The sequence below is a fragment of the Cellulomonas xiejunii genome, from assembly GCF_024508315.1.
Classification (GTDB): Bacteria; Actinomycetota; Actinomycetes; order Actinomycetales; family Cellulomonadaceae; genus Cellulomonas; species Cellulomonas xiejunii.
The window spans coordinates 1267308-1279933 of sequence record NZ_CP101987.1; the positions used below are offsets into that span (position 1 = coordinate 1267308).

The window sequence follows — 12626 nt, forward strand, 5'->3', positions numbered from 1 at the left end:
CCCCGAGCGCCGTTCGCCCGGGCGTGCGTGCACTTTCGCCGCGAAGCCTGAACGTTTCGCAGTCCAGACGGGACGGCTGTGAACCGCTTCCCTGGGTCCCGTGTGCGGGCAGCACACGGGACGAAGGAGCAACGATGCGACGAGGAACCACGGCCGCAGCGGTCGCCGGGCTGATCGTGACGAGCCTGGTCGGGACCGCCCCCGCAGCGGGTGCGGCGGAGCCGGCGGTGGAGGAGGCGCTCGGGGCCAACCTGCCGGTGCACGACACCGCGCACGTGCTGGACTGGGACGCGGGCAGCGAGACGACGATCGAGCTGACGGGCGCGTCGGCGGTCGTCACAGGTGAGGGCGCGAGCGCGGACGGCGGCACGGTGACCATCGCCGCGCCGGGCACGTACCGCGTCAGCGGCACGCTCGCCGACGGCGCGCTCGTCGTGGCGTCGGCGGGCGACGGCCTCGTGCGCGTGGTGCTCGACGGCGCCTCGATCACGTCCGGCACGACCTCGCCGCTGCAGGTCCAGGACGCCGGCGAGGTGGCCGTGGTCCTCGCCGACGGCTCGACGAACACCCTGACCGACCCCGCCACGTACACCTACCCCGAGGGCGTGGACGAGCCGAACGCCGCGCTGTTCTCCTCGGCGGACCTCACGATCGCCGGGAGCGGCGCCCTGACCGTGGTGGGCAACGCGAACGACGGCATCGCGTCCAAGGACGGCCTGGTGGTCGCGGGCGGGAGGATCACGGTGCGCGCCGCCGACGACGGCGTCCGCGGCAAGGACTACCTCCAGGTGACCGGGGGTAGCCTCGACGTCACGGCGGCGGGCGACGGCCTGAAGTCCGACGACGACGCGCCCGAGGCCGGGTTCGTGCACGTCGCCGGCGGCGGGACGACGGTGACGTCCGGGGACGACGGCGTCACGGCCGCGTCCGACGTGGTCGTCTCCGGCGGGGACCTCCAGGTGACCGCGGGCGGCGGTGCCGCGGGGACGGGGGAGGGTGCGAAGGGCCTCGTCGGCGACGTGTCCGTCGTGCTGGGCGGCGGCGCGCTCGTGGTGGACGCGATCGACGACGCCGTCCACTCCGACGGGACGATTGCCGTCGCGTCCGGCAACGCGACGCTCGCGACGGGCGAGGACGGCATCGACGCCGGCGAACGGCTCGCGATCTCGGGCGGTGCGCTGGTCGTCAGGACGTCCGTCGAGGGGCTGGAGTCGAAGGTCGTCGAGATCTCCGGCGGCCTGATCGAGGTCACCGCGACGGACGACGCGATCAACGCGGCCGACCCGGCGGCGCCCGACTCGATGGACGTCCTGCCCGGGGTCCACGTCGCGGTCAGCGGCGGCCGGCTCGTGCTGCACTCGGCCGTCGGTGACGGCCTGGACTCGAACGGGACGGGCGCGATCTCGGGCGGCACGGTGTACGTCGACGGCTCGACCGAGTGGGTCAACTCCGCCCTGGACGTCACCGGGGACTTCCAGGTCACCGGGGGGACCATCGTCGGGACGAGCCACGGCGGGCACGTGGCCACACCGGCGACCACGTCGCCCCAGACCTGGGTCTCGCTCAGCTCGCAGCAGCCCGCCGGCACGCTGATGCACGTGCTCGCGGCGGACGGCACCGTCGTCGTCTCGTTCCGGACCATGAAGGCCCAGGGCAACGTCCTGGTGTCCAGCAGCGCCCTCGTCGCGGGCGCGCAGTACCGGCTCGCCGTCGGCGGCACCGCCGCGGGACCCGTGCTGGGCGGGTACTACGAGACGCCCGGCGACGCGTCCACGGCCACGGTCGTCGCTACCGCCACCGCGGGCACCGCGCCTGCGCCCGGTGGCTGGGGAGGGTGGCCGCCGCGCTGACGAGGACGCCCGCCCGCGTGAGACGAGGGGCCAGCAACCACGACCCGGCGACGGAGCGGTTCGCGCGCCTCGACGTCTCGGCGTACCGGCACTCGTCGACGAGGCGGGGTTCCGGTTCCGCTGGTGGGACCTGACGACCTACCGGCCGAGGCGAAGGGCCCTGACCTCGCCGCGACGAGGCGGAGCGCGTGCGCGGGCGCGGCGGTCGTGCGACGGTCGAGGCACCCCCGAGAGAAGGAGCGCCTCTGCCATGACCTTCACCGCCGACGACGCCCCCTGGTGGACCGGCGCGGTCGTCTACCAGATCTACCCGCGGTCCTTCCAGGACTCCGACGGCGACGGCGTGGGTGACCTGCGCGGCGTCCTGCAGCGCATCGACCACCTGGTCGAGCTCGGCGTCGACGTCGTGTGGTTCTCGCCGATCTACCGCAGCCCGCAGGACGACAACGGGTACGACATCAGCGACTACCAGGACGTCGACCAGCTGTTCGGCACCCTGGAGGACCTCGACGAGGTGGTCGCCGCGCTGCACGCCCGGGGCATCAAGGTGGTGATGGACCTCGTCGTCAACCACACGAGCGACGAGCACCCGTGGTTCGTGGAGTCCCGGTCGTCCGTCGACTCCCCGAAGCGCGACTGGTACTGGTGGCGCCCCGCCCGGCCCGGCATGGCGCCGGGCACGCCCGGTGCCGAGCCGACCAACTGGGGATCGTTCTTCTCCGGCCCGACGTGGGAGTACGACCAGGCGACCGGCGAGTACTACCTGCACCTGTTCAGCCGCAAGCAGCCGGACCTCAACTGGGAGAACCCGCAGGTCCGGCAGGCCGTCTACGCGATGATGCGCTGGTGGCTGGACCGCGGGATCGACGGGTTCCGGATGGACGTCATCAACCTGATCTCGAAGGCCGTGCGCGAGGACGGGTCGCTCGCCGACGGGCCCGCGACCACGGGTGCGCTGGGCGACGGGTCGGCGCAGTACACGCACGGGCCCCGCCTGCACGAGTTCCTCCAGGAGATGCACCACGAGGTCTTCGACGGCCGCCGCGACGGGCTGCTGCTCGTGGGGGAGACCCCCGGCGCGACCGTCGAGGACGGCAGGCTCTTCACCGACCCGGCCCGTCGCGAGCTCGACATGGTCTTCACCTTCGAGCACGTCGGCCTCGACCACGGCCCCGGCGGCAAGTACGACCCGCGCCCGCTGGACCTGCGGGACCTCAAGGCCGTGCTGGGCCGCTGGCAGGCCGGCCTCGCCGACGTGGGCTGGAACTCGCTCTACTGGGACAACCACGACCAGCCGCGCATCGTGTCGCGCTTCGGTGACGACGGGGAGTACCGCCGCGAGTCGGCGACCATGCTCGCCACCGTGCTGCACCTGCACCGCGGGACGCCGTACGTCTACCAGGGCGAGGAGCTCGGGATGACGAACGCGCACCTCAGGTCGCTCGACGACTACCGCGACATCGAGGCCCTGCGGTACGTCGCGCAGACGCGCGCCCAGGGGCACGTCAGCGACGACGCCGTCCTGGCGGGCCTCATGGCGATGAGCCGCGACAACGCGCGCACACCCGTCCAGTGGGACGCCTCGCGGCACGCCGGGTTCACGACCGGCGAGCCGTGGTTGCCCGTCAACCCCAACCACCGGTCCGTCAACGCCGAGGCGGAGCGCGCCGACCCGTCGTCGGTGTTCCACCACTACCGTCGTCTGATCGCGCTGCGGCACGACGACCCGGTCGTGCGGCTCGGTGACTTCACGATGCTGCTGCCCGAGCACCCGCACGTGTACGCGTTCACGCGGGCCCTCGACGGTGTGCGCCTGCTCGTGCTCGGCAGCTTCAGCGGCGACGAGCAGGCGGTCGAGGTCGGGCCCGGCTGGGACGACGCCGAGGTCGTCCTGGGGAACCACGCCGAGCCGGCCCGGGTGGCCGGGGGTGCGGCGGCGTTGCGGCCCTGGGAGGCCGTCGTGCTGCGCACCGCTGCGCCGACCGGGTGAGGCGTGGGCGGTAGCCCCCGAGCACCCTGATAACCTCGCGAACCGGTCGAAACAGGACGAGGGGTGGTTGGCGCGTGCGCAGGTGGAGGAAGGTCGTCGCAGGTGCTGTGGCGGTGGTGGGGGTGCTCGCCGGGTGCACCGGCGGCGAGACGCCGACGCCGGACGTGGTCTCGACCCCGGCGAGCGGGGCCCAGGTCCTGACCGCCGGCGACGGCAGCGGGATCGTGGAGTTCACGGCGCGCGGCACCAACGGGTACACCGGTGACGTGCGCGTCGCGGTGCAGTCGTTGACGGTGGAGGGCGCCACGATGGAGCTGCGCGTGGCGCTGACCCCGCTGGACGGCGACCCGGAGGACGGGGTCTCGATCTACCGCATGGTCGACACCATGCCCGTCCTGAGCGACGTGGAGCACCTCAAGCAGTACAGGACGCTGGGCCTGCCCTCGTCGGCGTGGGAGACCGACACGGTGGCGTCGGAGACCGCCGTCGGGGAGCCCGTCCTGTACCAGGTCTGGTTCGCCGCCCCGGAGGACGACGTGGCGACGCTCGACCTGGTCATCTCGCCCGAGTGGCCCACGGTGCTCGACGTGCCGGTGACGTGGTCGTGACGTCACGGCTCCGCGTGCTGCTCGGTGTTCCCCTCGCGGCCGTGCTCGCGGCCGGGGCCGCCTCGTCGCCGTCGCCGGTCCTGACGCCGGGTGACTTCCCCGAGGCGACGGCCCGCGACCTCGAGTACTCGGTCCGGGCGCTGGACCCCGACGGCATCGGGTACAACACGGTGGCGTTCGCGGAGTACGCGCGCGTCCGGCCGCTGGCGACCCAGGAGACGACGGCCGAGGAGACGGTCGTGAGCCTCGCGACGGACATCCTGTTCCAGGTCGACGACGCGGCTCTGTCACCCGCCGCAGGTGCCGAGGTCGGGCGGCTGCTCGCGGACGTCCCGTCGGGTGCGGCCGTCGTCGTCGAGGGACACACCGACACGGTCGCGTCCGACGACCACAACCAGCAGCTGTCCGAGCGCCGCGCGGCCACGGTCGCGGAAGCGGTCCGGGCGTCACGCGCCGATCTGTCCGTCACGGCCCAGGGGTTCGGGGAGACACGCCCCAAGGTCGAGGAGAGCGGGGACGACGTCGCGGAGGACCGCGCGCAGAACCGGCGCGTCGAGCTGCGGTTCACCGCCGACGGCACCCCGGATCCCGCGGCCGTCGCCACCCCCACGCCGTCCCTGGACGTTCCTCCGCGCACGGACGTGGAGCCCCGGGTGCGCGTGCCGGCCGAGCAGGCGGACTCCGTCGCGCAGACGCGCGTCCCGTCGCCCGCGTACCCAGGGGTCGACATCGTGGTCGACGTCGAGGGTGTCGAGGTCCGGGGTGCGGTCACCGAGCTGTCGCTGCTGCTCAGCCTCGACGGCGACGTCCCGCAGGACGCGCCGCACCTGTACGACGCGCTCGACGGCCGGTCGTGGGACATGACCCTCGTCGACCGTGCGGCCCTGCTGCAGTACCCGGAGCTGAAGCGGCACGGCCAGATCGACTGGCTGGGGGAGGGTCGGGTGGTCGGCACGCGGCTGACGTCCGTCCACCGGTTCGTCCTCACGTTCCCCCGGTTGCTGTCCGACGAGGGGCCCGTGGACGTCGTCCTCGACGCCGCGCTGCCACCGGTCGCGGACGTGCCCGTCACACGCGAATGAGCGCTGGCATGATGCGCTGATGGCCAAGGTGCACGAGTCCATCGGTGACCGCATGCGCGCGTGGCTCCTCGCGCAGCACGTCTTCTTCGTGGCGACGGCGCCCAGCGGGCCGGACGGGCACGTCAACGTCTCGCCCAAGGGCGTCGGCGGGACGTTCGCGGTGCTGGACGAGCGCACGGTCGCGTACGTGGACCTCACCGCCTCGGGGTCGGAGACCATCGCGCACCTGCGACAGAACGGCCGCATCACGCTGATGTTCTGTGCGTTCGAGGGCCCCCCGGACATCGTGCGGCTGCACGGCCGCGGCCGGTTCGTCACGCTGTACGACGACGGGTTCGACGACCTGCTCGCACGCTTCGACGGGGACCTCGACGAGGCCCGGGGAGCGCGCGCGGTCGTCGTCGTGGACGTCGAGCGCGTCTCCGACTCCTGCGGGTACGGCGTCCCCCTCATGGACTACCGCGGCGAGCGCGACCTGCTGCCCCAGTACATGGCCCGCAAGGGCGTCGAAGGGCGCGCCGCGTACCGTCGGCTGAAGAACCGCACGAGCATCGACGGCCTGCCCGCGTTCGACATGGACCCCGCAGACGGGTGAACCCTCCCGCGTCACCTCGTGCCCGGCGTCCCGCGCGCCGTAGCCCGGGGGGATGACTGCTGAGAGGACGGCCGGAGGCGAGCCCGCCGTGAGCGTCCTCGGGCTGCGCAAGACCTACCGCACCTTCACGCTCCGGCAGGTCGTCGCGGTCGACCACCTCGACCTGACGGTCCCGGCCGGTGGCGTCCACGCGTTCCTCGGGCCCAACGGGTCCGGAAAGACCACGACCATCCGCATGCTCCTGGGCCTCGTGCGTCCGGACGCCGGGACCGTGCACCTGTTCGGCACGCCCGTGCCGTCCCGCCTCCCCGAGGTGATCGGGCGTGTGGGGGCGATCGTCGAGAACCCGAAGTTCGTGCCCGGATTCTCCGGCCGACGCAACCTGCGGCTGCTCGCCACCGCGGTCGGCGTGCCGCACACGCGGGTGGAGGCCGTGCTCGAGAGGGTCGACCTGCGTGAGCGCGGGCAGGACCAGTTCCAGCGCTACTCCCTCGGCATGAAGCAGCGGCTCGCCATCGCCGCCACGCTGCTCAAGGACCCGGACCTGCTGATCTTCGACGAGCCGACCAACGGCCTGGACCCGGCCGGGATCCGCGACGTGCGTGCCACGATGCGCGGTCTCGCCGACGAGGGGCGGACCGTCCTCGTCTCGAGCCACATCCTGGCCGAGGTCGAGCACGTCGCCGACACCGTGTCGGTGGTGGCGCGCGGCCGGCTCGTCGCGCAGGGCACGGTGGCGGACCTGCTGGGCGCGGGCGGCCCGGCCGACGTACGGGTCGGTGTCGCCGACCACGACCGCGCGGAGACGCTGCTGCGGGCCCACGGGTGGCAGGTCCGACGGGTCGGGACGGCGCTGCTCGTGTCGGGGTCGCCCGGCGGGGCGCAGGTCAACGAGGTGCTCGCGCGCGGCGGGCTGTACGCGCACGAGGTGGAGGTGGTCCGTCGTGACCTGGAGGCTGCCTTCCTCGAGCTGACCGGCGCGGCCCGTGCGCCCGGGCCCCCCGCGACGACCGACGCACCCGCGGGAGGTGCGCGGTGACCGCGCTCCTGCGGGCCGAGCTCGCGCGGGCACGCGCCAGGCCGTACGTCTGGGGCGTGGTCGCCGTCCTCACGCTTGGTGCGGTCGGGCACCTGATCATCGGCTGGTGGGACACGCGCCCCCCGACGTCCGCGCAGGTCGCCGCGGCGAGTGTCGCGCTCGCCGCGGCCGAGGACCGGTGGCAGGAGGAGGGTGCGGCACTCGTCGCGCAGTGCGTCGAGCGGCAGGAGGCGGGGGTCGGGGACGGCGTCGACCTCGGGTGCGCGGACATGTCGCCGGTGCTCGAGCAGTTCCTCCCGTCCCGGCCCGGGCTGGCCCACCTGCTCGAGCAGCGCGTCACGACCGTCGGGCTGATGGTGGTCATCGGCATGCTCATGACGGGTGTCGGGCTCGTCACCGCCGAGTTCGCGACCGGGTCCATGAGCACGTGGCTCACGTTCACGCCGCGGCGGGGACGCGTCTTCGTCAGCAAGCTCGTCGCGGCGTGCGCGACCTCTGTCGTGGTGGGGCTGCTCCCCGTCGTGGTGGTGGTCGTGGGACTCGCGGCCGTGAGCGCGTGGCACGGCACCGACACCGCGGTCGACGGTGCGACCGCAGCGGCGCTCGCGGGGCGTGCGGCGCGCTGGTTCGCGGTCGGTCTCGGAGCAACGGTGCTGGGGGTCGGCCTGGGGTTCGCCGTGCGGCACGCCGCCGCGGTGACCGGCATCGTCGTGTGGTGGGTCGCAGCGGTCGAGAGCACGCTGCCGCTCGTCCTCCCGTCGGCACGCTGGCTGCCGCTGTCGACCAACGTCCGGGCGTGGACCGCGGGGCACGCGACCTACAACGTCCCGTCGTGCGTGGCCGACGCGAACGCGCCGGGAGGGGAGGTGTGCGAGCTCGTCGCCCGCACCGTGGGGGCGGGGCAGGGTGCGCTCGTCGCGCTCACGCTCGTCGCTCTCGCGGTGGTGGCCGGGTGGTTGTCCTTCCGGCTGCGCGACGTGACCTGACGCCGGCAGGCCGGACCTAGTCGTCCTGGACGTCGACGACCACGCGCACGGGGTCGGCGAGCACCAGCACGCGGTACGGCCGTGGTCCGTCGTCGACGCCGATGAACGACTGGGTCATCGCCTCGAACGTGAGTGGCCGCACGACGTGGGCGATGTCACCGCCGGTCGGGCGCAGGTCCTGCGAGAACTCCTGGGGGCCGCCTTCGGAGGGGTAGGTCGTCCCGATGATCCAGACCTGGAGGATCGCGTCGCCGTCGACCTGGCGCACCTCGTCGCTCGGGTCCTCGACGGCCCGGTCGACGTACCCCACGCGGTAGCCCGGCGTGCCCTCGCCGCCCGCCAGCTCGTACACGACGCGGTCGTACCCGTCGTGCTCGCCGGTCCGCACCTGGGTCACGACGTACCCCGAGGCGTCGCCCTCGGTGGTGGCCTCGGTGCCGGGCGGTGTGAAAGCCCCGAGCCCGGCGGTCGGTTCGGTCCCCTCGCTCGCGGAGGCGGCCGGCGACGGGCTGTCCGAGGTCGTCGCGCTCGGCGCCGGCTCGGCGGACGACGGCGCCGCCGTCGGTGTCGCGGTCTCCCCGGGAGCTCCCGAGCCGCCCGCGCAGGCGCTCAGGAGGAGGGTGAGCGCCACGCCGGTCGTCGTGCCGACCCGGCCTGCTGTCGTGCGCATGCTCCACCGTCCTCGTCGTCGTCGCGTCGGCCCACCGTACGGGGTCGGCACCGCGCCGACCTCGACGTGCGCGTCACGCGGCGAGTCGCTCGACCACGGCCGCGAACAGGGCGGGGGACCGGCGCGCGACCGGCAGGAGCGTCGGGCGCAGCGGGGACGTCGCCCAGGCGACCAGGGCGGACGTCAGGAGCCGGTAGTCGCGCGTCGCAGACCGCCACGCCCGCTCGTAGGCCGCCGGGTCGTCGAGCGTCGCCACGGCCGCCCGTGCCTGCGCGAACCCGACCCGCAGCCCCTCGCCGGTCAGCGCGTCGACGTACCCGGAGGCGTCCCCGACGAGCCGGACGGGACCGGCGGCTCGCCGGGTGCTGCGCTGCCGCAGCGGCCCGGCCCCGCGCACCGGCCCGCAGTGCGCCCCGTCCAGGCGGGCGGCGAGCTCGGGGAGCGCCTCCAGGGCCGCCTCCAGGGTCGCCCCCCGGGGCCCGAGGAGGGCGACGCCGACGAGGTCCGGGCCGACGGGCGTCACGTACACCTCGGCGGCCGGGGACCAGTGCACCTCGATGAGGTCCGTCCACGGGCGGAGCCGGTAGTGCCGCCGCAGGCCGTAGCGCCGACCGTCCGGGTGTCCGTCGCGACGGTGTCGGGCAGCGGGCTCCAGCCCCACGAGACGCCTGACTGTCGAGTGCAGGCCGTCGCACGCGAGCAGGTGGCGTGCGGAGACGCCGCCCGCCACGACGCCTGTGGGCGTCACCCGCACGTCGTCCGCCCGCCCGCCGACCGTCACGGCGCCGAGTGCCGCGGCGCGTCCCCGCAGGGCGTCGTGCAGGACGGTGCGCCGGACGCCCCGGCCCGGCGGGCCGCGGAAGCGGTGGTCGACGTGCCCGCCGGGGGACCGGTAGCTGATGCCGACGAGCGGATGACCGGGCGGGTCGACGTCCCACCCCTGCAGCAACCGCAGCGCACCGGGCATGAGGCCCTCGCCGCAGGCCTTGTCCACGGTGCCGGCCCGCGGCTCCAGGACGACGACGTCCAGACCGCGCCGGCGGGCCTCGATCGCGGCCGCCAGCCCGACGGGACCGCCTCCGACGACGAGGACGTCCGTGTCCGGCACGGTGCCCTACGCCGGCACCGTCTGGAGCGCGCGCTCCTCGGCAGGGATGCGGAACCGCAGCAGCAGCACCGCGTTGAGCAGCGTGAACACCAGTGCGGTCACCCACGCGGTGTGCACGAGCGGCAGTGCGATGCCCTCGACGACGACGGCCACGTAGTTGGGGTGCCGGAAGAACCGGTACGGCCCGTGGGAGACCAGCGGCAGGTCCCGCACGACGATGACCCGCGTGTTCCAGCGCGGGCCCAGCGTGGCGATGCACCACCAGCGCAGCGCCTGGCTCGCGACGACCAGCGCGAGCGCGGGCCAGCCCAGCCACGGCAGGAACGGGCGGTCCGCGACCAGCACCTCCACGACGCACGCGACGAGCAGGGCGGTGTGCAGGAGCACCATGGCCGGGAAGTGGCCGCGGCCGCTCTCCACGCCGCCCCGGTCGAACGACCACCGCGCGTTGCGGCCGGACACGACGAGCTCGAGGAGACGCTCCACGGCGGTGAGGCCGACGACCACGAAGTAGAGGGTGAGCACGTTCAGCCTTCCGTCGGGGACCACTGCAGCAGGAGCATCTCGACGCTGACCCCCGGGCCGAACGCGAGGACGACACCGGGTGAGTCGCCGGGTGGGCCGCCGCGCAGCGTCCGGTCGAGGACGTCGAGCACGGAGGCCGACGACAGGTTGCCCACGGCGGCCAGCGACGCCCGGCTCGCGTCGAGGGCGTCAGGCGCGAGCGCAAGAGCGTCCTGGACGGCGTCGAGGATGCGGGGACCGCCCGCGTGGACGACCCAGCGGGTGACGTCACCCGGCTTCAGGTCGTGGACGGACAGGAGGCCCTCGACGTCGTCGGCGACCTGCGCGCGCACGACGTCCGGGAGGTCGGCCGACAGCACGATGCGGAAGCCCGACGCGCCCACCCGCCACCCGAGGGCGTCCTGCGTGCCCGGGTACAGGCGGCTGCGCGTGGCGACGACGCGCGGACCCGTGGCGGTCGCCGCAGCAGGGTGCTGGTCGCCCACCAGGACGGCTGCAGCCGCACCGTCACCGAACAGGCCGCTCGCGACCAGCGCGGCGGCGTCGGCGTCGTCGTGCTGCAGCGTCAGGGAGCACAGCTCGAGGCAGACGACCAGCGCGGTGTCGTGGGGGTGTCCGGCCAGGTAGTCGTGCACCCGCGCGAGGCCCGCAGCACCACCGCTGCAGCCCAGCCCGAACGAGGGCAGCCGCTTGACGTCGCCGCGCATCCCGAGTCGCCCCACGAGGGACGCGTCGACCGACGGCGCGCCGATGCCCGTCACGGAGGTGAAGAGGAGGAAGTCGACCTCGGCGGGGTCGACGGCCGCGCGCTCGAGGGCCTCGCGCACCGCGCGCTCGGCCAGGTCCGTCCCGACGGCCAGGTAGAGGTCGTTCGCGTGGCCGAAGTCGCGGATGCCGGCGTACGCGTCCGGCGCGAGCGCGAGGTGGCGTGTGCGCACGCCGCTGTTGGCGTGCAGGCGGCGCAGCAGCCGGCCCGCGCGCCCGTCGTCCCCGGTGACGATCGGGGCGACGATCTCGCTGATCGCGTGCTGGTCGCGCGGCGGCCCCGGGAGGGCCGTGGCGACGGCGAGCAGACGCGACATTCCGGAATCGTGCCACGGGCGCCGTCGGACGGCGCGGGATACGGTCGCACCGTGCCGGACACCTCGACGGACCCAGTGCGCGTGGCCGGCCCGCCGGTGGGTCGGGCCGTCGTCGCGCTGGCGCGCGCGAGCCATCTCGGCCCGACGGTGGTCGTGACGACGCTGTGCACCGCCCTCGCGGTCGCCGTCGGTACCCCGGCCGGCACGGTGGCGCTCGTGCTCGGGGTCGTCCTGGCCGGGCAGCTCTCGATCGGCTGGTCCAACGACTGGCTCGACGCGGCCCGCGACCACGCGGTGGGCCGTGCCGACAAGCCGGTGGTCGCCGGCGCCGTGACACCGGTGACGCTGCGTCGCGCGGCGTTCACCGCGCTGGTCGTCAGCGTGCTGCTGTCCCTCGCGTGCGGGCTGCCGGCGGCCGTCGTGCACGCCGTCGTCGTCGCGATGGGCTGGGCGTACAACCTCGGTCTGAAGTCGACGGCCTGGTCGTGGGTGCCGTACGCGGTCGCGTTCGGCGCGTTGCCCGCCTTCGTCGTGCTCGCCGGGCCGGGGGACGGGCTGCCCGCTGGGTGGCTGGTCGCCGTGGGCGCGCTGCTCGGCATCGGTGCCCACCTGGCGAACGTGCTGCCGGACCTCGAGGACGACGCGGCGACGGGCGTCCGCGGTCTGCCCCACCGGCTGGGACTGCGGCTGACCGCGGTGCTGGCGCCGGCGGTGCTCGCGTGCGCGGTCGTCGTCGCGGTCCTCGGTCCGCCCGGTGCGCCGCGCGGTATCGCTGCGGTGGTGGGTGTCATGGCGGTCGTGGTGGCCGTCACCGCGGGTGCGGCCGGGCTGCTGCGGTCGGGCAGCAGGCTGCCCTTCACCCTGGCGATGGCCGTGGCGGCGATGTGCGTCGTCGCGCTCGTGGCGGGCGGGGCCCGGGGCGTGGTGGTCTGACAGGGGTGGACGCCACGCGCGACGATCGGACCCTCGTCAGCGTGCTGGCCAGCACGCTCCGGTCCGAAACATGGACGCGTGAACCAGCATGTGAGACCACCAGAGAGGGAAGTGACATTCACGCAGGTGCGGGCGTAGGGTACGGGCGTGCAGATGAT

12 protein-coding genes are annotated in these 12626 nt (G+C 74.3%); 8 read left to right on the forward strand and 4 right to left on the reverse strand.

Translation table 11 applies throughout. The features are described 5' to 3' along the window. Nucleotides 1-134: 134 nt before the first annotated feature. The 7 genes from NP048_RS05820 to NP048_RS05850 all read left to right on the forward strand — a co-directional run bounded on the left by NP048_RS05820 (nt 135) and on the right by NP048_RS05850 (nt 8150). The gene (locus NP048_RS05820; protein WP_227577270.1) at nt 135-1850 is read left to right on the forward strand and encodes a carbohydrate-binding domain-containing protein; all 1716 of its coding nucleotides are present in this window, start codon (nt 135-137) and stop codon (nt 1848-1850) included. A 250-nt stretch (nt 1851-2100) separates the two neighbouring features. Continuing rightward, nucleotides 2101-3840 carry a glycoside hydrolase family 13 protein gene (locus NP048_RS05825; RefSeq protein WP_227577271.1) on the forward strand — a complete coding sequence of 580 codons (1740 nt, stop codon included), beginning with the start codon at nt 2101-2103 and terminating at the stop codon, nt 3838-3840. Between the two features lie 74 nt (nt 3841-3914). Further along, nucleotides 3915-4448, forward strand: coding sequence for a hypothetical protein (locus NP048_RS05830; protein ID WP_227577272.1), 534 nt, complete (start codon nt 3915-3917; stop codon nt 4446-4448). Then, on the forward strand, nt 4445-5530 hold the full coding sequence (locus NP048_RS05835) for an OmpA family protein (protein ID WP_227577273.1): 1086 nt from the start codon (nt 4445-4447) through the stop codon (nt 5528-5530). Before NP048_RS05830 ends, NP048_RS05835 begins: the two co-directional genes overlap by 4 nt. A gap of 19 nt (nt 5531-5549) precedes the next feature. After that, nucleotides 5550-6125 (forward strand): pyridoxamine 5'-phosphate oxidase family protein, encoded by a 576-nt coding sequence (locus tag NP048_RS05840; protein WP_227577274.1) that lies wholly within the window; start codon nt 5550-5552, stop codon nt 6123-6125. Between the two features lie 52 nt (nt 6126-6177). Then, nucleotides 6178-7164, forward strand: a complete 987-nt coding sequence (locus NP048_RS05845; protein ID WP_227577275.1) for an ABC transporter ATP-binding protein — start codon at nt 6178-6180, stop codon at nt 7162-7164. After that, a complete protein-coding gene (locus NP048_RS05850) occupies nt 7161-8150 on the forward strand; it encodes an ABC transporter permease subunit (protein WP_227577276.1) in 990 nt (329 codons plus the stop codon). The genes NP048_RS05845 and NP048_RS05850 overlap by 4 nt, the downstream gene beginning before the upstream one ends. A gap of 16 nt (nt 8151-8166) precedes the next feature. Here NP048_RS05850 and NP048_RS05855 read toward each other — a convergent pair whose 3' ends face one another. From NP048_RS05855 to NP048_RS05870, 4 genes are all read right to left on the reverse strand, one after another. Further along, nucleotides 8167-8820 (reverse strand): AMIN-like domain-containing (lipo)protein, encoded by a 654-nt coding sequence (locus NP048_RS05855; RefSeq protein WP_227577277.1) that lies wholly within the window; start codon nt 8818-8820, stop codon nt 8167-8169. A gap of 73 nt (nt 8821-8893) precedes the next feature. Beyond that, nucleotides 8894-9928 (reverse strand): NAD(P)/FAD-dependent oxidoreductase, encoded by a 1035-nt coding sequence (locus NP048_RS05860; RefSeq protein ID WP_227577278.1) that lies wholly within the window; start codon nt 9926-9928, stop codon nt 8894-8896. A gap of 6 nt (nt 9929-9934) precedes the next feature. Further along, a complete protein-coding gene (locus NP048_RS05865; protein WP_227577279.1) occupies nt 9935-10453 on the reverse strand; it encodes an isoprenylcysteine carboxyl methyltransferase family protein in 519 nt (172 codons plus the stop codon). Between the two features lie 2 nt (nt 10454-10455). After that, the gene (locus NP048_RS05870; protein WP_227581112.1) at nt 10456-11535 is read right to left on the reverse strand and encodes a type III polyketide synthase; all 1080 of its coding nucleotides are present in this window, start codon (nt 11533-11535) and stop codon (nt 10456-10458) included. A 51-nt stretch (nt 11536-11586) separates the two neighbouring features. Between NP048_RS05870 and NP048_RS05875 the strand changes: the two genes are divergently transcribed. Next, a complete protein-coding gene (locus NP048_RS05875; protein WP_227577281.1) occupies nt 11587-12468 on the forward strand; it encodes a UbiA family prenyltransferase in 882 nt (293 codons plus the stop codon). Nucleotides 12469-12626: the final 158 nt, after the last annotated feature.

Excerpts from the sequence above, each read along its gene's own strand:
- NP048_RS05820 (WP_227577270.1), top strand. The coding sequence starts at position 135 with ATGCGACGAGGAACCACGGCCGCAGCGGTCGCCGGGCTGATCGTGACG.
- NP048_RS05825 (WP_227577271.1), top strand. The coding sequence starts at position 2,101 with ATGACCTTCACCGCCGACGACGCCCCCTGGTGGACCGGCGCGGTCGTC.
- NP048_RS05840 (WP_227577274.1), top strand. The coding sequence starts at position 5,550 with ATGGCCAAGGTGCACGAGTCCATCGGTGACCGCATGCGCGCGTGGCTC.
- NP048_RS05845 (WP_227577275.1), top strand. The coding sequence starts at position 6,178 with ATGACTGCTGAGAGGACGGCCGGAGGCGAGCCCGCCGTGAGCGTCCTC.
- NP048_RS05855 (WP_227577277.1), bottom strand. The coding sequence starts at position 8,820 with ATGCGCACGACAGCAGGCCGGGTCGGCACGACGACCGGCGTGGCGCTC.
- NP048_RS05870 (WP_227581112.1), bottom strand. The coding sequence starts at position 11,535 with ATGTCGCGTCTGCTCGCCGTCGCCACGGCCCTCCCGGGGCCGCCGCGC.